This window comes from Sphingobacterium sp. UBA5639, from assembly GCF_002421245.1.
GTDB classification, from domain to species: domain Bacteria; phylum Bacteroidota; class Bacteroidia; order Sphingobacteriales; family Sphingobacteriaceae; genus Sphingobacterium; species Sphingobacterium multivorum.
The window spans coordinates 1-20,573 of the sequence record NZ_DIJR01000006.1 but is presented as its reverse complement, the minus strand read 5'-3'; the positions used below and the strand labels follow the sequence as shown (position 1 = coordinate 20,573).

Annotated in this window: 19 protein-coding genes; 8 read left to right on the top strand and 11 right to left on the bottom strand. The window is 40.0% G+C overall.

Annotated features, from left to right (window positions below):
• The first annotated feature begins 30 nt into the window (after positions 1-30).
• From B4Z90_RS05805 to ytxJ, 4 genes are all read left to right on the top strand, one after another.
• Positions 31-702, top strand: a complete 672-nt coding sequence (locus B4Z90_RS05805) for a tetratricopeptide repeat protein (RefSeq protein ID WP_046674761.1) — start codon at positions 31-33, stop codon at positions 700-702.
• 88 nt (positions 703-790) lie between these two features.
• The gene (gene ribH / locus B4Z90_RS05800; RefSeq protein WP_070561710.1) at positions 791-1,279 is read left to right on the top strand and encodes a 6,7-dimethyl-8-ribityllumazine synthase; all 489 of its coding nucleotides are present in this window, start codon (positions 791-793) and stop codon (positions 1,277-1,279) included.
• 287 nt (positions 1,280-1,566) lie between these two features.
• Positions 1,567-2,307 (top strand): hypothetical protein, encoded by a 741-nt coding sequence (locus B4Z90_RS05795; protein ID WP_070561712.1) that lies wholly within the window; start codon positions 1,567-1,569, stop codon positions 2,305-2,307.
• Between the two features lies 1 nt (position 2,308).
• Positions 2,309-2,647: a bacillithiol system redox-active protein YtxJ gene (ytxJ, locus tag B4Z90_RS05790; protein ID WP_197084070.1), complete on the top strand. Its 339-nt coding sequence runs from the start codon at positions 2,309-2,311 to the stop codon at positions 2,645-2,647.
• Between the two features lie 118 nt (positions 2,648-2,765).
• Here ytxJ and B4Z90_RS05785 read toward each other — a convergent pair whose 3' ends face one another.
• Complete coding sequence (locus tag B4Z90_RS05785; RefSeq protein WP_286801569.1) at positions 2,766-3,815, bottom strand: isoaspartyl peptidase/L-asparaginase family protein; 1,050 nt, start codon at positions 3,813-3,815, stop codon at positions 2,766-2,768.
• Positions 3,808-4,218 carry an RNA-binding S4 domain-containing protein gene (locus B4Z90_RS05780; protein ID WP_070561714.1) on the bottom strand — a complete coding sequence of 137 codons (411 nt, stop codon included), beginning with the start codon at positions 4,216-4,218 and terminating at the stop codon, positions 3,808-3,810. The genes B4Z90_RS05785 and B4Z90_RS05780 overlap by 8 nt, the downstream gene beginning before the upstream one ends.
• A gap of 177 nt (positions 4,219-4,395) precedes the next feature.
• Here B4Z90_RS05780 and B4Z90_RS05775 point away from each other — a divergent pair, with 177 nt between their 5' ends.
• The 4 genes from B4Z90_RS05775 to folP are packed head-to-tail and all read left to right on the top strand — an operon-like array spanning position 4,396 to position 7,171.
• Complete coding sequence (locus B4Z90_RS05775; protein ID WP_070561716.1) at positions 4,396-5,214, top strand: 2,3,4,5-tetrahydropyridine-2,6-dicarboxylate N-succinyltransferase; 819 nt, start codon at positions 4,396-4,398, stop codon at positions 5,212-5,214.
• Between the two features lie 24 nt (positions 5,215-5,238).
• Entirely contained in the window at positions 5,239-5,817 is a 579-nt protein-coding gene (locus B4Z90_RS05770; protein ID WP_070561718.1) for an L-threonylcarbamoyladenylate synthase, read from the top strand.
• Position 5,818: 1 nt separating this feature from the next.
• Positions 5,819-6,298: a DUF4920 domain-containing protein gene (locus tag B4Z90_RS05765; protein WP_070561720.1), complete on the top strand. Its 480-nt coding sequence runs from the start codon at positions 5,819-5,821 to the stop codon at positions 6,296-6,298.
• A 30-nt stretch (positions 6,299-6,328) separates the two neighbouring features.
• The gene (gene folP, locus B4Z90_RS05760; protein ID WP_070561722.1) at positions 6,329-7,171 is read left to right on the top strand and encodes a dihydropteroate synthase; all 843 of its coding nucleotides are present in this window, start codon (positions 6,329-6,331) and stop codon (positions 7,169-7,171) included.
• 7 nt (positions 7,172-7,178) lie between these two features.
• On the opposite strand, the gene B4Z90_RS05755 is transcribed toward folP, so the two are convergent.
• From B4Z90_RS05755 to B4Z90_RS05715, 9 genes are all read right to left on the bottom strand, one after another.
• Positions 7,179-8,201: a cytochrome-c peroxidase gene (locus tag B4Z90_RS05755; protein ID WP_070561808.1), complete on the bottom strand. Its 1,023-nt coding sequence runs from the start codon at positions 8,199-8,201 to the stop codon at positions 7,179-7,181.
• A gap of 143 nt (positions 8,202-8,344) precedes the next feature.
• Positions 8,345-9,193, bottom strand: coding sequence for an MbnP family protein (locus tag B4Z90_RS05750; RefSeq protein WP_070561724.1), 849 nt, complete (start codon positions 9,191-9,193; stop codon positions 8,345-8,347).
• Between the two features lie 23 nt (positions 9,194-9,216).
• Positions 9,217-11,205, bottom strand: coding sequence for a TonB-dependent receptor plug domain-containing protein (locus B4Z90_RS05745; RefSeq protein WP_070561726.1), 1,989 nt, complete (start codon positions 11,203-11,205; stop codon positions 9,217-9,219).
• Between the two features lie 5 nt (positions 11,206-11,210).
• A complete protein-coding gene (locus B4Z90_RS05740; protein ID WP_070561728.1) occupies positions 11,211-12,116 on the bottom strand; it encodes a hypothetical protein in 906 nt (301 codons plus the stop codon).
• A gap of 384 nt (positions 12,117-12,500) precedes the next feature.
• Positions 12,501-12,878 (bottom strand): hypothetical protein, encoded by a 378-nt coding sequence (locus B4Z90_RS05735; RefSeq protein WP_075990767.1) that lies wholly within the window; start codon positions 12,876-12,878, stop codon positions 12,501-12,503.
• 190 nt (positions 12,879-13,068) lie between these two features.
• Positions 13,069-14,409 carry a DUF5125 domain-containing protein gene (locus B4Z90_RS05730; protein WP_070561730.1) on the bottom strand — a complete coding sequence of 447 codons (1,341 nt, stop codon included), beginning with the start codon at positions 14,407-14,409 and terminating at the stop codon, positions 13,069-13,071.
• 57 nt (positions 14,410-14,466) lie between these two features.
• A complete protein-coding gene (locus tag B4Z90_RS05725) occupies positions 14,467-15,939 on the bottom strand; it encodes a glycoside hydrolase family 30 protein (protein ID WP_083295791.1) in 1,473 nt (490 codons plus the stop codon).
• Between the two features lie 78 nt (positions 15,940-16,017).
• Positions 16,018-17,535: a RagB/SusD family nutrient uptake outer membrane protein gene (locus B4Z90_RS05720; RefSeq protein ID WP_286801568.1), complete on the bottom strand. Its 1,518-nt coding sequence runs from the start codon at positions 17,533-17,535 to the stop codon at positions 16,018-16,020.
• Positions 17,536-17,546: 11 nt separating this feature from the next.
• Positions 17,547-20,492 (bottom strand): SusC/RagA family TonB-linked outer membrane protein, encoded by a 2,946-nt coding sequence (locus B4Z90_RS05715; RefSeq protein ID WP_286778572.1) that lies wholly within the window; start codon positions 20,490-20,492, stop codon positions 17,547-17,549.
• Positions 20,493-20,573 lie beyond the last annotated feature (81 nt).

Below are 20,573 nucleotides of genomic sequence, written 5' to 3'. Positions count from 1 at the left end.
TTTTTGCAATCCATATTTTACTGATTAGTAATGTCTAAAAACACAAATAATACAAATCAAGGTTTCAAACCTTCAAAAGGATCTTTTTTTCAAGATAACCAAAAAAGTGTCGTGTTCATTTTAGGTGGTATCGTTGTATTGATCTTACTTTATTTTGGTTATCAAAAGCTTTATCTAGATCCAAGAGCAGAAGAAGCTTCGAATCGTATGTACAAAGCAGAACAGCTTGCTACAATTGATTCGTTACAAAGCAAAGCAATCATGGGCGATGGTGCATTTCTTGGATTTAAACAAATTGCGGACGAATATTCCAATACAAAATCCGCAAATATTGCAAACGCATATTTAGGAGGTTTGTATTTGCGTCAAGGTAAATTCGATGAAGCTGCAAAAGCGCTTGAAAAATATGCTCCGACAGGAAGTCAAATTCTAGATCCACTCGTAATTGGTTTAACAGGTGATGCTTATTCAGAATTAAAAGACTACAAAAAAGCTGCAGACTACTATAAGCAGGCTTCTGAAAAATCAAGCAACTCGTATACAACTCCACTCTTTTTGAAAAAACTAGGACTTGTATATGAAGCCCAAAATGACTACAAAAGTGCAGAGACAGCTTACAAAAAGATTAAAACAGATTTTCCGGAGAGCCAAGAAGCTTCAACAATTGATGGTTTATTAGGCCGTGTACAAGCACATTTATAATAGAATAATTATAAAAATATACTAAAAAGAGGCTATTTGATAGCCTCTTTTTTTGTGACCATCTAAAATCACTATCTTTGTTCCTATTATGGCAAGTAGCATTAAAAATTTATCCGACTTTTCGCATATTCAGGTTGCGGATGCAAGTCCATTCAAATTTGCAATCGTTGTTGCACAATGGAATGCAGAAATCACAGGTGCATTATTGAATGGTGCAATTACAGGCTTAGAGAAGCATGGCGCTCAAGAAAAAAATATCCAAGTCATCGAGGTTCCTGGAAGTTTCGAATTAATTTCGGGAGCAGATCTTGTGTTCAGAAACCAGAATTTTGATGCTGTTATTTGTTTAGGCTGCGTCATTCAGGGTGAGACGAGACACTTTGATTTTATCTGCGATGCAGTTGCAAATGGCATTGCCAATGTAGGGCTCAAATACAATAAACCGGCCATTTTTGGTGTATTAACTACTGATAACCTTCAGCAAGCATTGGATCGTGCTGGTGGAAAACATGGCAACAAAGGTGAAGAAGCTGCTATTACAGCAATACAAATGGCTCATATTGCCAAAAAATTCTAGTTTGGTATTAATTTTGCCTACCATTCAATGATGAAAAGTATTACTGAGCACAGCTTATTACTCAGTTACTTATATTTTATACAAATCGATTAATAACATATTCAGTTATCTTATTAATCGATTTTTATTTTTTCACTGGAATAAATTGTTATTGAATTGTTTTGATTGTATTGTAAATCAGATGTACAACAATCGATAGTTTTATAGACAATGACGCAATGATGAAGTTTATCCCGATCAATTTTGATACGGCTTACTTGATGATTGTTTCTTAAAAAAATAGGATTATGAAAACATTATCGAATGTACTCTTGGTCGTTATGCTGACGTTATTCTGTCAGCTGGATCTAGTGGCGCAAGACGATAGTCTAAACAAGCAGATTTGGCAAAGTATTGGTGGCCAGGAAAAATGGGATTCTTTGCAATATTTGGCATTCTCAGCAAAGGGAAATACCATCTCCGACCAATTGTCAAAAGAAGAGCGAAAATTCTTGTTCAATCGCAGCACCGGAGCATGTCGATTTGACGGCTATAGCGCCACAGATCAGGTGACCTATCTGTTTAATTTTAAGAATCCAGGGGCCGATAAACTCTTTATTGAAGGGAATATAGCTGGAGATGGGCCAGAGCTAAAAAAGTCAATTAAAAACCAGCTATTTTCGGATCTCAATCTACTACTTTTACCCACCTTGATCGGACAGAAGAATGTGCAGCTAAAAAGTCAGAAGGAAAGTTTCAGCGCTGGACAAAAATTAACGATAGCAACTATCAGCTCGTCAGGCCCTATCTTTGGTTCAAAGATGGATGGTTTGCTTTACATTGATCAAAATACCGGTGAGATTGTACGTTACGAATACACAGATAAGGGCGAAAAAAACACTTATGAAGTGAGCAAATATAAGGAGATTGGCGATGGTATACGTTTACCTAGTTTCTTCAATTCGACAAGCAATGACCAAAAGAGTTGTATATTCTCCGCTATTTCGTCTTTTGTACAAGTAGAACAGAAAAAATTTACAGAACTATAATATGATTAACTGGATAGAATTAAATACAGAGGAACAGTTACAGGAGCTTTATCAATCTGATAAAGTTGCAGCCATCTTTAAACATAGCACGACTTGTGGTATCAGCAATATGGCTAAGCGCAGTCTTGAGCGTATGTCTGCGACGTCAGACCATGATTATGCAATCTATCTTTTAGATCTTTTGCGCTACCGTCCATTATCAAATGAGATTGCCCAACGTTGGAATGTAACACATCAATCCCCTCAGATACTGATTGTTGAAGGAAAAGAAAGTCTATATGATGCTTCCCATGGCGATATCCAATTTGATGAGATTGAACAATACCTGACGGCAATTTAAATAGTATAGGCCGTAATCGCTGTTCAATAAAAAATAGTTAACAAAATTTATCCCAAGGGGTTAATATGTTATATTGATCCCTTGGGATATATTATGATGATGAAAACAGCTGTGCTGGCTATTTATAAATTTCTACTGTTATCTTACCCTCTTTGGTCACGGTACCCCGGTACATCCCGGCAGTATTAAAAGGCATAGCAACATGTCCATTTTTATCCAGTGCGATCAGGCCGCCATTTCCGCCCATTTCACCAATCCGATCGATCACTTGCCGGCTCGCCTTATCAACATGTTCACCTTTGTATTCCATTAAAGCCGACACCGAATATGCAGCCACGGTGCGGATATAATATTCTCCCCATCCAGTACAGGAAACAGCACAGGTATTATTGTTCGCATACGTTCCAGCACCAATAATTGGCGAATCTCCGACACGTCCAAACTTCTTGTTTGTCATCCCTCCTGTAGATGTACCGGCGGCCAGGTTACCTGCTTTATCCAAAGCAACACAACCAACTGTACCAAATTTAGCATCCTTATTGATGATTCCTAAACGTGAGCTTTGTTTTTGATCGTGATCTAGTTGTGTTTGCGTACTGTCCTCCCTGTTCACTTTCTGCAAAGCATCCCAACGTGCTTTAGTCCAAAAATAAGAAGGATCTACGATGGTTAGCCCCACTTTTCTTGCAAATTCTTCGGCACCTTTCCCCACCATCATAACGTGCTCAGACTGTTCCATCACCGCTTTTGCTGCTGAGATTGGATTTTTGATCGTCGTCACTCCTGCAACTGCGCCCGCAGCCAAGGATTTACCATCCATAATGGAGGCATCCAGCTCGTTGCGTCCGTCATGTGTAAAAACCGCTCCTTTCCCTGCATTAAACAAAGGTGAGTCTTCCATCACATGGATAGCCGATTCGACGGCATCCAAACTGGATTTACCTTCTTGCAACTTTTGGTAGCCTATACGAAGTGCTTGCTCTAAGACAATCCGATAAGCTTGTTCCATCGAATCTGTCATATTCTTTTTCAAGATCGTCCCCGCTCCACCATGGATCGCCAAAACAAATCCGCCCTCTGTCACGTTTACAGATTTTTTATACGACTTACAGGAGATAGCCAACAGGGCTCCCGCAATTATCACAGCACTTATCTTGAGCTTATTCATCTTCTTTCTCCCACCATTCTGAAGATTGTAAATCATCTATCTCACGACGGTCTTTTTTCGTAGGACGCCCTGTACCGCGATCGCGTTTTAGGACAGGAGCATGAAATACGGATTTAAACCCTACCGTTTCTTCTACAGGCGTCTGATCTTCGTAGAATTGAACAGCAGTCTTGGCGTCAACACGACGGTCTAAAAGACCTGTCACCTGCACCACTTTTTTTTCAATTCCCTTTTGGATATGGTATACATCTCCGATCTTAACTTCATAAGAGGGTTTTATATTTTGGCCTTTGAGTTTTACTCGTCCAGCCTTACAGGCCTCTGTTGCCAAGGTTCTTGTCTTAAATAAGCGAATTGACCACAAATATTTATCAATTCTCAATTTTTCTGATGTTCCAGCCATATTTACAAAAATAATTATATTCAGAAACTATCGGGGCCCCTTCCAGGTAAATTAACATATTTCCGTTATAAATATATGCTTAAAGCACAAGGAGCCATGGATAAAGTTGCTTTTAACTGCAACTTTATCTAAGTTTGTACATCAAAATAAACTAATTCAAATAAGCAAACAAATAATATGGTAGAGCCACTTAAAAAATTGATTGAGGAAGCTTGGGAAGATAGACAATTATTGGAGTATAAAGAATATACAGAAGCGATCCGCGCTGTTATCATGAAGTTGGATAGCGGTGAAATCCGTGTGGCTGAGATGATCGGTACAAGATGGCATGTAAATGATTGGATAAAAAAAGCGGTCATCTTATATTTTCCAATCAATGATATGCGCGAAATGACTGCAGGTCCTTTTGTGTTTCATGATAAAATGAAATTAAAAACAGACTACAAGCACACAGGTGTACGTGTTGTACCTGGAGCTTCCGCTCGTTTAGGTGCATATTTGGCTAAAGGAGTGATTATGATGCCTTCTTACGTTAATATCGGTGCTTATGTAGACGAAGGTACCATGGTGGATACCTGGGCAACTGTTGGCTCTTGTGCGCAAATTGGGAAACATGTACACTTAAGTGGCGGCGTCGGAATTGGAGGTGTATTGGAGCCGGTACAAGCAGCCCCGGTTATTATTGAGGACAATGTTTTTATCGGTTCAAGAGCGATCGTAGTAGAAGGCATTCGTGTAGAAAAAGAGGCTGTATTAGGTGCCAATGTTGTATTGACAGCCTCAACAAAAATTATCGACGTTACGGGACCTGAACCTGTAGAATATAAAGGTTATGTACCTGCCCGCTCTGTTGTTATTCCGGGTTCTTACACCAAGAAATTTGCAGCGGGGGAATACCAAGTTCCTTGCGCTTTGATCATTGGTCAACGTAAAGAGTCTACAGACAAAAAGACTTCATTAAATGACGCACTACGTGATCATAATGTAGCTGTATAAAGTTAAAACTAGTATAAAGATAAGATGAGTGCATTCGTAGATCGTGAGGATTTGAATAAGGCCTTGGAGACGTTAAAAAACGGCGGATTAATTCTATACCCCACCGACACCATTTGGGGGATAGGCTGTGATGCCACCAATCCAGAAGCCGTGGAGAAAGTTTTCCAACTAAAAGGAAGAGATAAATCCAAAAGTCTGATCGTCCTTTTACACAACGACAATCAATTAGCGAGTTATGTCAATGAAATCCCGGATGTGGCTTATCAACTTATTGAATATACAGAAAAACCCTTGACAATTGTCTATTCGAATGCCAAAAATCTTGCGCCCAATGCAATTGCTGAGGACGGTTCAATTGGCATTCGAATTGTCAAACACCCTTTTTGTGAACAGCTTTTGCAACGGTTTCGCAAACCGATCATTTCAACTTCGGCAAATATCAGTGGTGAGCCAACGGCAAAAGATTTTGACGAAATATCGGATGCCATCAAGGATGGGGTAGACTATATTGTTACCTATGACAGAAACGTAACAACAGATGGGAAATCATCTACTGTCATGAAGCTGGACCCTAGTGGTAAATTTGAATTTATTAGAAAATAGCATGAAAAAGATCGTTTTATTTTTTGCATTAGCCTTTGCTGTTACCAATATATCTTTGGCACAGCAAAAGGATATTCCCGGCGCCAAACCTGGTGTAAAATATGGGAAAGAAATCTCTGCGTCCAATGCGATTTCAGTAGCAAAGCTTGAAAAAGAACTTACGCAAAAGAACGCATTCAACGGAAAGGTAGCCGGTAAGGTCGTTGAGGTATGTAAGAAAAAAGGCTGTTTCATGACGTTGCAACGGGAAGGTGAAGAGCCTATTACCGTTCGTTTTAAGGACTATGGTTTCTTCATGCCAGCAGACATTGTCGGTAAAACGGTTGTTGTCGAGGGTATTGCGAAGAAAAAAGAAGTTTCCGTAGCGTCGTTACAACATGCGGCAAAGGATCTGGGTAAATCACAGGCTGAAATAGATCAGATTACTCAACCTAAAAAAGATATTAGCATTATTGCCGACGGCGTTTTGGTTGTCAAATAAGCCCTTCTCACCAAGCCTAGCATTGTTCTGATGAAAATATTCCAGCCTTCACCCTGTCATTCCATACTGGTCGATGGTACCTTAATGGCTTTCGAAAAGCCCATTATTATGGGGATACTCAATGTGACTCCAGATTCATTTTATGATGGTGGCGACAATACAACCGTCGAACTTGCGGTAGAGAAAGCCAAGAAGCTATTGCTTGAAGGTGCTCAAATCCTTGATATTGGCGCCTATTCCTCACGTCCAGGTGCTCCATTGATTTCATCACAGGAGGAAATGGATCGAGCTCTTCCTGCTATTCGGGCGATTAAAACTGCATTTCCTGACGCAATTTTATCAATAGATACCTTTAGGGCAGACGTTGCCGCTGCGGCAATCGATGCGGGAGTGCACATCATAAATGATGTTTCGGGAGGTACACTCGACGATAACATGTTCGCCACGGTAGCAAAATATCAAGTTCCGTATATTCTCATGCATATGCGCGGTATTCCCGAAAATATGCAGGAAAAAACCGATTACAACGATATTGTAACTGACGTAGCCACCTTTTTAGGTGACCGCATTGCGACGCTAAGAAGTATGGGGGTGAAAGATATTATTCTTGATCCGGGATTTGGTTTTGCAAAGACAGTGGAACAAAACTATGAGTTACTCTATCGTGTCAATGAACTTCATTACTTTGAATTACCAATTTTGGGCGGAATATCCCGTAAATCCATGATTTATAAAAAAATCGGAATCACTGCCCAGGAAGCTTTAAACGGCACCACTGCTTTAAATACGCTACTTCTCGAAAGAGGTGTACAAATTCTCCGCGTACATGATGTAAAGGAAACGAAGCAATTGGTTGATCTCTTCTATTCGTAAATCAGCATTATTTGCCTACAAATTTCGGATCACTTAATGTTTTAATAAAAGCGATGATCGCTTCCTTTTCTTCTTCTGTCATAGGAATTCTTTTTCCATTTTCTTTCAAAATCGGATCAAGGTTAGCTGCATCCAAAACACCCTTGTCGAAATAATCCAGCACAGATTTCAACGTTGGGAACTGCCCAAAACTTCCATAAGGCGCTGTATACTCCGCATTTCTTAAAGAAGGTACCCGAAAAGCCATATAGTCTGTATCAATACCTGTGATACGTGCTCGCCCGGCCTCATCTGGATGTTTGTTTAACGGAAACCCGACATTTCTAAAACTCTGATCGGTAAATAATTCTGATGCATGGCAGCTTTCACATTTCAATTTAAACAGCTGATACCCCCGTTCTTCCTCAATAGTGAATTGCTCCCCTTCACCTCGTTTTACCTTGTCATATTTACTGTCGGCTGAAATTAGGGTATACTCATATTGTCCAATGCTTTTATAAATTCGTTCAGGTGTAATATTCTCATCGCCAAAAGCCTTCTTGAACAATACTTTGTAGTCAAAATCCCCATTAATTTTGCCGATAACCTCCAAGATAGAAGAGTTCATCTCTTCATGCGTGATAATTGGAACTAAAGGTTGCTTTTCCAGTTCGAGTATATTGCCATCCCAATTATAAAATTTCATAAAAGCCAAATTCTGCAAAGGCGGCGTATTCCGAAATCCAACACGATCATCTATCCCTACCGCCTGCATTTTTCCATCGGAAAAAGCCAATGCGGGGTTATGGCAACTGGCACATGATATCGTATTATTTCCACTGAATCTTTTCTCATGAAACAGCTTTCCCCCCAATTCAACACCATATTTTGTTGGCTTATTGCTCTTAAACGCATTATTTAGACTCGGAAAATCCGCAGGAATGTTGAAAGTGACTATAGGGTTATCTTCCAGCTTAGAATCAACAATATCATCCCTACTACAGGATAAAGCAATCACTATAATGGTCAGGATTAAGATGACTTTTTTCATCCTATTAATTTTATCAAGGGTTGATGAATATTCAAAATGTACACAATAGTCTGATGCAGAAAGCATCCGTTCGCTTTTATGCCTAATGTGTTTTCCATAAATGGCTACAATCGCATTCCAGATCATAGCCATTTACATCATATTTAGTTAGAAACACCTTCAACAGTGAACATCCCTGCTGTATCGCTGCTTCCGTTGCCGCCAAGATTATCAACAAACTTCACCATTTCCACTGCTGAATGAATACTAGGTGTAGCATTATTGGCCCCCAAGGTGATGGTATTCGTTTTACCGCTTAGGAGCTTATCGAAATCTGCCCTGATGTTAATCTGTGGTATACTTTTTCCAACAGTAACTATGGAAGGTAAATTCAAGGTAATGTCCCGGTAAGCATCTACGCCCTGTTTATAAGTGGATTCATCGCCGTTTGTACCGTTGACCGTACTCCCTGTGTGAATAGACAACTCTTTATGATCAACACCATAAAAGCCCTCCAATTTCGTAAATCGGTAACCTGTCCCCCATTCCCAATGCATTTTAGTATCATTTGCTCCTGCTGTTGCATAGAAAACTGGGAATCTCAGTTGATCCAGAGTATTTATTTCCTGTTTTACCCCCAAACCGAATTTGATCTGTTTATACTCGCCAACAGGTATATTACTCAGTACATAATTTAAAGTTGCTGCTTTCGCCTGATCAATTACTGTAGCCCCTTTATCCAGGTCATTTACATTATAAGGGATCTCAGACCCGTCGGCTTTAATAAGTCTGATATTGCTAATTACATACTTTAGCTCAGAAAACTGATACAGTTGTCCGCTGGCGGATGTATTTGTCGTGGCAGCTGGGGAATCTGCACTACCCAGCACAATTGTTGTATTTTTAAATGTATTGTTGAAATGTAAGTTAACACTGTTAGCGACGTCTTCACTTTTGCTACAAGAAACCATAACCAAAGAGATCATCAGGAGTTTAATTGCATTGTTTTTCATTTTATTTTTAAGTTCTAAGGTATTTAAAAATTGATTTTTAAGGATGTAAAGATATTCCTACCCATGCGTGGTATATTTCCCCAATCCGCATAGGTACTATAGTATTCATTGAAAAGGTTCTCCGCACCGACCTGAAACGCGGCATTTAATTTCCCAATATTGAAGTTATAATCTGCCGAAACATTCCAAATCTTATAGGATGCAGTTTGGTCCTCTCCGTATTCAGGACTAAAATTGACTTGACTAAAGTCCCCGTTCATTGAAGTTTGCACGCCGATCATTTTGTATCGGTAATGCACTGATGTTTGATAACTTAAGGGACGTATAAAGGGCAGGTTTCCGCCCATATTGTCTTGCCCTCTGGCATAGGTAAGTATAGCTTTCCAATCTAGACCTGGCAAAATTTGATATTGCGCATTGAGTGCCAGATTAAACAGCGTCGCATGATCTAAAGAGGTATAGCCTTTTACGCCTACCGATTGATAGTTCATGGGGCTACCCAAACTCAAAATCCGGCCAATAATGTAGTCTTGTATAAAGAAATAATTGGCCTTGGCCCCAATGCTTAGCTTTCCGGTCTTAAATCCGGCACTGGCATTGGCTTCATAAGAAACTTCATTTTTTAAATTTGGATTTCCGATATAGTCATAACGATCGAAACTGTTATAGATGTAGTAACCATACGCTTCCGAAACAGAAGGAGCACGATGCCCAAACCCTGTTCCTAGAGAAAAGTCAAACTGACCAATATTTAACTGATAGCTAGCATGTAGGCTCGGCAGAATTCTATTTTTCTTCTGTGGAGAACCCGGATGGAAGATCCAGTTGAATTCAACGTATTTCGAATAGTTATAGTTCAAACCCAATGAACCCCCAAAGACAAGTCTACTGATATCAGAAAGATCTAACGAGTTATTAATGGCTACACTCGCGAATCGTGTGGTCACCCATGGCCAGCTATAGGCAAACATGGTCTGTTTGGATCGATCTTGCGGATACATACGCATCTCAGCTATCGATAGATTATCGTAAGCATTTACCTGTATTTCCGAAGAATAACGATCTTTCTGCAGATTAATTTTAGATAAAAGACCGTAGGTCGTACTCCAGCCTGGCATATCCATATGGACCAAATTCTCCGGACGGGTTGTATCATCCATATAGTGCTCAACAGCATTAAAATAAACTTTGGTGTCCCATACTTTTACCAAGCCCTCTTCAAACAACTGTTTGTATGTAGCGGAAGTGATGATCGCTCTGGATAAGGATAGGTCCATTGGTAAAGCTGGAAATCCCACATCTTTTGCCCGATCAAAAATAGCATCCACCCTAACGGCAGAGAGCGGACTTGTTTTATAGGCCAAGCCCAAAGACGCATTGAATTTATTATATTGCGAATGCCGTACTTCATCGTCATTTCCATCATAATAATTTCCAGCCTTCCGGAAGGCAATACTTCCATCTGCCACAAATTTGTCGCTCGAGTAATATAAATTTCCAAGATTGAACGTCTGCTTATTATTGAATTCAAAACCTGTCTGATAGGCTCCGCCAATTTTTTTCTGCAGCCCAAACGAGGTATTCCTTCTTTTTAGATCTATACTGCCCGCGACCGTAGCGCCATGCAGATTACCCTCCTGCCCCGATTTAATATCGATGGCAGCAAGATTATTACTTTCTACATAAGAGGTTATCGGGTCCATTTTATCCGTACATGCTCCAAAGACATGCATCCCGTCGATCGTAATTATCGAACGCTCGCTACTCATATTATTGAGTAGGGGTTCCCAAGCGTAGGCACCACGTTTGATGAAGCTGATATTACTTGCAGAAGCCAAATATTCATCCACGGAGACTGTCATCTTTAGATCGTTTTCGATCCTCCTTTTAGTAGCTGCGGTGACTGTAACCTCCGCTAGACGTCTCGTGGTATCGCGCGTAATAGGATTGTTTTGTCCGTGTACGTTCCATCCCAAAGACAACATAAAGAGCATAACACTTATTTTCTTCATAGCCTCTAAAATAGAATGTCGATGTATAACTCACTTTTACGCCCTTCTACCCCAGGTGTAAAGTCTTTGGGTACCTCAGTTCCTGCTATTACCCTTCCATTTTGGTTGACCAAAATAAAATTCAACGTCCAGTTGCCTGTCATGGTGTAATTGACAACACCTTGGTACAATCCGTTGGCCTGTTGGACCAAGTCCTTATTATTGGGGGAAGAATGGTTACCCATCGAAGGTTCTGGCATACGCGGATCTAACTGCAAGGTGTATCCGTTGACTCTTGTATAAGACAATTGCGCAGTGTCTAATTTATAAATACCTGCGACCAGTTTATTTTCAGCAACATTTGGTTTCCAAGGAGCAATCAAGGCGATTAAATAGTGTTCGCCATCTTTCCCGGTAAAGGTGGTTATATTACGATTTTTATTGGTCTGCGGCATTACAGTTACATGCTGTGCAGCAGAGAAAGTCTGATCGCCAATTTTAAAATCGATTTCCAAACTCCAGTTTGCTGCTGCAGAACTTTCATCTGTAAACACACTGTAACCCGAAAAGTAGCTCCCATCCAACGTATGGTCCATTACGGACTGGTTTGGACAAACAATTTTCATTCCTTGCATATTGGTTTGGATGGGCAGCAATTTGACTGCGGAAACGGCTACAGGTTCATTATTTTGCTGCTTATTGATTTTCACGCGGATATCATTATAACCGCGGTACAATACCCCGCCCGGGGCTTCAATATGAATATTGTACCCTGAAGAAATAAGGCTTGTAACCTCTTTAAACTCCATATTCTCTTCAACAGTATTTCCTCGTTCGGCCTCATAGTCTGTTTTCGCCTTGGTACAGCCGACTACAAGAAGACCTATAATCGCGATATAAAAACCCGCTTTTTTTATAAATAAATCTCTCATCTATAATATTTCATGTATAAGGAAGCTTTCCGATTTACTTCGTGAACTCGCAAGCCCGGTTTAAATAAATCATGCTGGCATCCTATATGACAAATGGATATATTTTTGTAGCGAAATAAAATCATCCTGTTGATTTTAAGTAGATTACTAACCACGATCAACATTATAATGATTCAGAGCCACATCGCAATGTAGTCCAAATAACCATATTGGTTTCTTTGAAATAAATACTGAATAAGTAGTTTAATCGGAAGATTGATTACTTTGACAAGACATCGCTAAACGCATTTTGACAACGCAATTCTAAAGCGATGCTAGCGTTAGCATACACTGTAAATCATCATCAGCGATCGATTACTTATTCAAATAAATTACTAGCTGGATTTAAACCAAAGGGGGATGAAATATTGTAAAGATGGGATTATAGGAATAATCTTCTTTATATACTGGAAGCAGGCGCTCCACAGTGTCTTCATAAAGAGCCGTGTTTTTAAACGTAAAATCTTGCGTATTATTTATAAAAACAACATCAATGATACGTAATTCAAGATTTTTTTGTTCCTTTTCCTCATGTTCGCGCATTTTCTTCATCAAAATACACTGGCCTCGACAGGCAAGCGCATTATCGTTAAAACGATTGATACATTCGTAACGTGCGATATAATCTCGATTCAACTCGAAGACTGTCCATAGCCATACCGTTGAGAAGCTCTGCAGGAGCATCAAGGGTAATAGAATCCATATAAACAGTCTGATTTTCATTCGAATATTTTATTCTCAATAGCAGCTTACATCAGGAAGATTACTTCATTATCTTGTAAACTGGCCAACTCATGATAATCTGTGTGAGTTTGGGCAAATATAACAAATGAATCTTGGAATAAACAAATGCTATTTAAAAGAAAAAGTCCTAGGAAGACTACTACCTAGGACTTATAAGACTCAATTATAATTATTTTGTTGCAATCGTCAAGACAGCTTTCTTATTGCCTGCAGCTAAATCCAATGTAAAAACATAGGTTTTACCGGTCTCTAATACTTTAGCGGTTTTGATGCCAAGATTGCCCGAGTCGCGTCCATTCTTTCCATCCCCCACAAAAACGATATCACTTGTCGTTGTCAGGTCTGTGCCACCAAATTCACCGCCCCATCCTTTTTGATGGAAAAATTTGAAATTGATGTTATCAGAATTTATAGACTCTCCTGCCTTAACAGTTATCTGGTATTTCTTGTTGCCTAGCGGCACCAGACAAAGCGCTTTATCTGTGTTCCAGCCTACCTGATTACTGGATACCTTAGGTTTTCCGATTCCTTCACCAATAATCCAAACCGCCCCACTTCCGTCATCTTGTAATTTTGCTAAATCATTACCTGTCATCGCTTCAACCACAAAATATTTTAAGGTAAAGTCCGCAGTAACGCGATACTTACCGTTCATTCCGTTGAAAGCGATTGATCCGTCAGGAGCTTGTGTAAAATAGTCCGGATCAATCCACCAATTCTTCAGATCTTCTATTCCGTCAATAACCACCTTCTCGCCTTTTACCATATTCAACTCTGCCTTAAAGTGCTCATCATCAAGGCGACTGAATACCGTTCCATTAATGGCATAAGCAATAATAAACGGTGAAGCTTGATAAGTTGAGGTATTAAATGCGATGCTATAGGTTCCAGAAGTTGAATTTGAAAATGGGATTTCAGCCGTAGACCCTAGGTTTATAACATTATTGACCCAACCAAAATTCATCAGATTGCCTTGTGCGCCCACTTTTGGTGCTTGAATATAGCCCTTTACCGAAAATGGAAAATTCTCTTTTGCCGCATATTGATTACGCCCTACCCTTTCCATGCGATAGGACTTAGATGCTGTGACTAAAGTTAAATATGGAAAGTCGGGTCTGCTCAGATTAATATCAAAAGATTGTTCCGTTATTTTTTGGCTAATATTCTGTAAGACAAACTTAAGGGTTGCTTTTCCATCGGGAATATCTTTCAGGAACGGAACATAAATTTTTCCAGTATAATCTCCATTTTGTTTGGTACGAATGACGGTTTCTGTTACCTTGTCGTCTGTAAAATACAATTGTGCTTTAACCGTAGACAGCGCTACTTCACTATCCGACACGTGCAGCTGAAATTCGAGACTGTCCCCAAAGTTTGCGGCTGAAATAGGTGATTTCAATTCGATTTTAGGATCCCCTATTTGATAGGTATATTTTTCATCCTTTTTACAGGAACTGACTGCGGTAATTGCAGCAGTTCCCAATAGTATATTGATGAGATATCTTTTCATTTGTTCATAATTTATGCGCTATCCATGTGATAGCGCTTAAGGTTTATCATCCTCCAATTAATAGGTCCAGCGGTAAGAAACAACCGACTTAGCTGGTACATCATAGCTAAAATGATGTTTACCATCTGCCAAGGTAATTTTACGACTATCGCCCGATTCGTTTAACAGAACAACAGCATAGGTTCCGTCTGTATTTTGGAATGCAGTATAAACCAACCCTTCCGCTGTATATCCAGAAGCGCCAATCCGTGTGGCCCCTGATTTGACCACTGAGGAAAGATGACCAACAATATAATAGTGCGAATTACGTGTTATATTCTTATAATTTGCCTTACTGATATCCACGGCGCCATAACATGTCTGACAGCCACCTTCGCGATTTGGCCCTTTGTCGGTATCAAGCATCAGGTTCCATACAATGACGCCCTTGCTCCAATTGTTGACGGTGCCCAATGCAACTTCACGCATATCCTCCATCAAACGTTTTTCAAGATTGCGTCCATCATTCCATTCCCCAATAGATGTTTCTGTAAATACCAGTTCCTTATCTGGGCGTTGATTATGAATATCGATAAGTTCAGCCTTATCCCCACCATAATTATGGTACGCCGCTCCGGCGAAGAATGAAGCCGCTCCGGCATCGTTATAGATCTTTACAGGGTAATCAGCCTGATCAGCAATGTTATCATAGTTATAATTATGATCAAATGCATAGATCTTTGTTGATAAGTTAGCCGCTTTTAACTGTGGGCCTAGCGCTTGTTTGACAAAAGCTTGTTGCTCTTGCCATGACATATAAAGCGAAGCGGAATTCTTTCTGTTCAATGGTTCATTTTGAACAGTAATCGAATAAATATGAATGCCTTCTTTCTTCATTGCTTGGATCCATTGAACGAAATACCAACCATAGTCCTGATAATACTTTGGATTTAACTGACCACTGGTCCACGAATCAAAGGGCTTTAAATCAGTTAAGTTGTTAACTTTCATCCATTTCGGTGGAGTCCATGGGGAGCCCATGATTTTTATGGATGGATTGATGGCAAGTATTTCTTTCAGCACTGGAATGATATATTGTGTTTCTTCCGACTGTAGTCCAAAATTTTCCTTTCCTTCCTTATCCCAGCAGGTATATTCACTCAAAGAGAAGTCGGAACATCCAATAGCAATACGGATGTAATTCATTCCCATTCCATCTTTATCTGAGAAAGTCTCCGTAAGAAATTTTGTTCGATCTTCCTTACTCATCTTCATCAGATTATAGCAGGTAGACCCTGTAACTGCTGCACCGAAGCCGTCCATTGTCTGAAATTTCTTAGCTGGATCTAGCGTAATTGTATTGGGCGACATGTTAAATTTGGAACTGAAATCAACAAAGCGTTTTCCAAAATCCAAAGACCGACTGCCTGTCGTCGTATAAATGGTAACATCACCACTTTTTTTAATTTCATCACCTTGTGAAGGTATATAGCTGTCACGGTTACAAGATGTTGCCGTCACTAGACAGGACAACAAGAATGTATATATCATAGTTTTTTTATTATTGCGTTTCATCTGTTAATAAATTTTTCGCCATCCATCAAATGAGGATTTCCGTTGTTAAATCAGTTAATACCCCGGATTCTGAACTAGATTAGGATTCTGATCAATTTTTGGTTGCGGAATTGGTAAACGGTAAGAGTTCTTCGTGAAGGGATACACCTGTGCCTTTCTTCCAGCATCTTTAGCATAAACAGCATTCATGACAGATTCCACCTTATCTAAGCGCACGAGATCAAACCATCGTTGTCCTTCGAAGGCCAATTCAAGACGACGTTCTTTCAAATAAGCGTCTAATAAAGCATCCTTATTTGAACGTACGGCAGCGGATATTTTAGGCAATTTAGCACGGGTGCGAATTTTGTCAATAATGTCTGCCGCTCCAGATAGATCTGATCCCTGCTGAATTAATGCTTCCGCTTTTAACAATAAAAGGTCTGCGTAACGAAGCTTGACAATACTATTAAATGCAGAACGTAATTTAAACATGAATGGATAATGGTTTGACGGATAATAGTTGCTCCAAGTAGTGGAATAATAAACAATAGATTGCCCCAAACGAACCTGGTCCCCTTCATTCGTATACGCTTGAATCAAGTCCCGAGATGGGGTTATCCATTTGGCCCATGTGAAGTTATTATCATAATTGGACAAATCCCTTCCAAACATCCAAGTCGCCCAATTACCTCCACCCGAAGTAAACTGTGCTTCCAAAATCGATTCTTTCGTATTCCGCTGTGCAAGATCTGTGTTGCTTGCATTCATTGCATATAGATCTGAGTAATTGGTATTCAGATCAAATCCATCCGCAGCCAATGCGTCAACATATTGGATAACTTTAGCGTAATCGCGAATTGGTTTTTCGGCATAGATCTTTGCCAGCATCGCTCGTGCGACGGATTTGGTAAATAAAGTCTTATTCCCATTATTGTTGGCTGGTGTATCAGCCAATCCGTCCATCAAGTCTTTTTCGATCTGCTTATAGGCTTCTTCTTCTGTGGCTTGTTTTGGAAAATATTGCGGATAAACTTCATTGACATTGTCACCTGTAATATCGGGTGCAATTGTGGTAATGACAGGGATAGATCCGAATATACGGACCATATCAAACATCGCCAATGCTCTGAATAGTTTAGCTTGTGCCTTATACGTTCTAATATCCGTATCGCTCAACGATTTATCAGCAACACTATCAACGTAAATGATCAATCGATTTGCACGTCCAACATCTTCCAGATATCTTCCCCAATCCCGGTCAACAACCGAATTAGACCCTTCAATAGAATTATTTTCAAAAGGTACAACTTCCGCTCCCGTCGTTCCCGCATAGGAATTATCGGCATGGGAATCTCCGATTAGGAGCAGATCGAGATACCAATGTTCCTGCCGATCTTTCATTTGCTGATAAATCCCCGCCAAATAGGTCTCAACCTCAGCTCTATTCTTAAAAACAATCTGCGTTCCTGTCTCGGTCTTCCCTTGACTCACATCCGAATAATCTGAAAGTGGATCACGGTTCAAAGAGCAAGAAAATAAAAACAAAGAGCCGGATAGCAAAGAAAGAGCATTACTTATATATTTTTTCATGATACAGACAATTAAAACTCAATATTAAGACCTAAAACAAATGAACGATTCTGTGGATAGGTACCCCAATCTATACCTTGTATTCTCGAATCGGATCCGCCCGAATATTGGTTTACTTCCGGATCCATACCCGAATACTTAGTCAAGGTAAACAGATTGCTTACAGATAGATAAGGCTGAATTTTATGGATACCAATACGCTTCAGTCTCTCCGGAGAAATGGAATAGCCCAAGGACACATTTTTCATCCGCAAATAACTACCATCTTCAACAAAATAGGTTGAATTCTTCATGTCAAACCCAGCTTTAGGAACATGGGTAATCTGTCCCGGTACCCGCCAACGATCCAATACAACTGTCGTTTGATTTCGACCATCATACATCCCTTCTGTTTCCATACGGCTGGCATTGAAGATGTCGTTTCCATAAGTTCCCTGAATGAATACGCTTAGATCGAAATTTTTCCAGGAGAAACTATTTGTCATACCATACACAAACTTTGGCAGGGGATTGCCGATATACGTACGGTCGCTTGACGAGATCTTGCCATCTCCGTTCAGGTCGCGATACATGAGCTCACCGGTTTCAGGGTTTACGCCATCTGAAATATAACCGAAGAATCCTGCAAGCGATCTTCCGGGCTCATTTTTCACCACAAAATCATTGACATAATCGTTCGTTTTGACATCATAATACACCTGTTGTAAGTCGAGCTGCTGAAGCTTATTTCTGTTGAAAGAGATATTAAAATCTGTGTTCCAAGTCAAGTTACCGGTCAGATTTTTCGAATTTACCGCAAATTCAAAACCATGATTATTCAACCTTCCACCATTTCTTTGGATTGTAGTTGCTTGCTGTCCTGCAGGCAAGCTCGCATTCATTAAAAGATTCTTGGTATCCTTGTTGTAGTAATCGGCGCTGATGCTGAGTCGATTATTCAACATCGTGACATCAAAACCGATACTGGTTGTGCTTGTCGTTTCCCAAGTTAAATCCTTCGCTCTTAAGATTGTTGGTTTATTGATATTTGGTACAGCATTGTCTTTTCCCTCAACAAACCATTGTTGACGTTGGATACCGCTCAATTGCAGGTAAGCATAATCGCCTAATCCGTATTGATTACCTGTCTGTCCCCATCCCCCCCGGATTTTTAAGTCGTTTATCCAGGTTACATCTTTCATAAAATCTTCAGCAGAGATTCTCCAAGCAGCCGATACCGATGGAAAATAGCCCCAGCGTCGTTCTGGACTTAGCTTGGAAGAACCATCGGCACGCATATTTGCGGTCAATAAATACTTGCCATCATAATTGTACATTGCGCGTGCGAAATAGGACATAATCCCCCAATTGGATGCTGTAGATCCTGTTCTATCCCAAGAGATCTTATTTGCAGCATTAAGTGTCTCAATGATTCCATTTGCATAGTTTGAACCATAGATATAGCTTCTGGAGTACTTAGAATCCGTCCATGACGAACCGCCCATTACTTCCAAATTATGCTTTCCGAAGCTCTTCGTGTACGTCAAGAAATTGTCCCACGTTAACACGGTATTTGTATTACGAATATCCGAAGCTTCCCCGAATTGATTTCTTCCCCACGCTGTCGTCCAAGGATCCAAAAAGGTGGTCATCACCCCGGATCTTCGATCTAATGAAAATGAAGTTTTCCATGTTAAGTTAGGCATAAAGGAAATCAATGCACTTCCTGTGGCAACAAGACGGTTTTCGCGGTTATTATTATTTCTTGTCCGGGCTAGGTTTTCCAAAGGACTGGTGATGTTGTTGATCCCATAAAAATTATTATAGAATCGATCTGGATTTGTTGGATCCCATACAGGGGCGTAAGTAGGTGTTGTGATTACAGATGTAACTACTCCACCACGGTTAGAACCCAATCCGGAGGTAATTCCATTATCATTGTTATCGGAATAATTGATATTCGCATTCACCTTTAGCCATTTTCGAACTTGGTTATCAATATTAGCACGAAAATTATATCGTCTAAAAAAGGATCCTTGTAATGTTCCTTTTTCGTTCAAGTACCCTCCACCTAAATAGTAACGAAGCTTCTCATTACCATCCGAGATGGATATTTGATGATTTTGTTGAATACCTGTCTTGTAGGTTTCTTTGAACCAATCCGTTTGATCCAACAATCCCTCCGGCAGATTGATCATACCTATTTCATCCTGTAAGTCTTTGTATTGACTGGTATTTAAAACTTTAACCGTGTTATTGACAACATTGGCCGTCCACTGTGTTCCAAGCGTAATTTTTGCTTCGCCGGCTTTTCCTGATTTTGTCGTAACCAAGATGACACCGTTTGAACCACGCGAGCCGTAGATCGCTGCCGATGAGGCGTCCTTTAGAATTTGAATGTCCGTGATGTCATTGGGAGACAAGAACTTAATATCTTCCACAGGAACTCCATCAACAACATATAAAGGAGTGGTATTACTATTAAAAGACGTTATCCCCCGAATTTGTATCTGAGGTGCTGCACCAGGCTGGCCACTCGGTTGAATAACAGTGACGCCGGCAGCCTTACCTTGAATGGCTTGTCCAAAATTAGTCACAGGTCGCTTTTCAAGGTCTTTCGTGGAAACAGAAGAGATTGCAGTCGTGACATCTTTTCTTTTAACACTACCATAACCGATTACAATGACATCCTCCAGCATATTGGTTGATGAATTCAATTGGACGACCATGGTACTGTTGGCAGGTAATTCTTTGCTGTCGTAGCCAACAAACGTAAATTGGAGTATACTGCCGATGCTAGCAGAAATTTGAAAACGCCCATCTGCATTACTGGAGACTGCATTATTACTTCCTTTTTGTGTAATGGTTACTCCAGAGAGTGGTTTCTGATCTTGAGCATCCAAGATACGTCCACTGACTTGAACTCGGTCTTGGGCAAATACCAAATTCACCAAAGTAAACAAGAAAGCTAGCCCCATTGAAAAGGCAACTTTTCGTGTAAAGTAAATCATATGAAATAAAAAAATTGGTTATTGTTTAGTCGTTCCTTAACAAAACCC

What these genes read in the sequence shown, in the direction of transcription:
- B4Z90_RS05730 (WP_070561730.1), bottom strand. Translation starts at nt 14,409, where the DNA reads ATGAAAAGATATCTCATCAATATACTATTGGGAACTGCTGCAATTACC.
- B4Z90_RS05750 (WP_070561724.1), bottom strand. Translation starts at nt 9,193, where the DNA reads ATGAAAAACAATGCAATTAAACTCCTGATGATCTCTTTGGTTATGGTT.
- B4Z90_RS05765 (WP_070561720.1), top strand. Translation starts at nt 5,819, where the DNA reads ATGAAAAAGATCGTTTTATTTTTTGCATTAGCCTTTGCTGTTACCAAT.
- B4Z90_RS05725 (WP_083295791.1), bottom strand. Translation starts at nt 15,939, where the DNA reads ATGATATATACATTCTTGTTGTCCTGTCTAGTGACGGCAACATCTTGT.
- B4Z90_RS05805 (WP_046674761.1), top strand. Translation starts at nt 31, where the DNA reads ATGTCTAAAAACACAAATAATACAAATCAAGGTTTCAAACCTTCAAAA.
- B4Z90_RS05770 (WP_070561718.1), top strand. Translation starts at nt 5,239, where the DNA reads ATGAGTGCATTCGTAGATCGTGAGGATTTGAATAAGGCCTTGGAGACG.
- B4Z90_RS05740 (WP_070561728.1), bottom strand. Translation starts at nt 12,116, where the DNA reads ATGAGAGATTTATTTATAAAAAAAGCGGGTTTTTATATCGCGATTATA.
- B4Z90_RS05715 (WP_286778572.1), bottom strand. Translation starts at nt 20,492, where the DNA reads ATGGGGCTAGCTTTCTTGTTTACTTTGGTGAATTTGGTATTTGCCCAA.
- B4Z90_RS05780 (WP_070561714.1), bottom strand. Translation starts at nt 4,218, where the DNA reads ATGGCTGGAACATCAGAAAAATTGAGAATTGATAAATATTTGTGGTCA.
- folP (WP_070561722.1), top strand. Translation starts at nt 6,329, where the DNA reads ATGAAAATATTCCAGCCTTCACCCTGTCATTCCATACTGGTCGATGGT.
- B4Z90_RS05720 (WP_286801568.1), bottom strand. Translation starts at nt 17,535, where the DNA reads ATGAAAAAATATATAAGTAATGCTCTTTCTTTGCTATCCGGCTCTTTG.
- B4Z90_RS05785 (WP_286801569.1), bottom strand. Translation starts at nt 3,815, where the DNA reads ATGAATAAGCTCAAGATAAGTGCTGTGATAATTGCGGGAGCCCTGTTG.
- ytxJ (WP_197084070.1), top strand. Translation starts at nt 2,309, where the DNA reads ATGATTAACTGGATAGAATTAAATACAGAGGAACAGTTACAGGAGCTT.
- B4Z90_RS05755 (WP_070561808.1), bottom strand. Translation starts at nt 8,201, where the DNA reads ATGAAAAAAGTCATCTTAATCCTGACCATTATAGTGATTGCTTTATCC.
- B4Z90_RS05745 (WP_070561726.1), bottom strand. Translation starts at nt 11,205, where the DNA reads ATGAAGAAAATAAGTGTTATGCTCTTTATGTTGTCTTTGGGATGGAAC.
- ribH (WP_070561710.1), top strand. Translation starts at nt 791, where the DNA reads ATGGCAAGTAGCATTAAAAATTTATCCGACTTTTCGCATATTCAGGTT.
- B4Z90_RS05775 (WP_070561716.1), top strand. Translation starts at nt 4,396, where the DNA reads ATGGTAGAGCCACTTAAAAAATTGATTGAGGAAGCTTGGGAAGATAGA.
- B4Z90_RS05735 (WP_075990767.1), bottom strand. Translation starts at nt 12,878, where the DNA reads ATGAAAATCAGACTGTTTATATGGATTCTATTACCCTTGATGCTCCTG.
- B4Z90_RS05795 (WP_070561712.1), top strand. Translation starts at nt 1,567, where the DNA reads ATGAAAACATTATCGAATGTACTCTTGGTCGTTATGCTGACGTTATTC.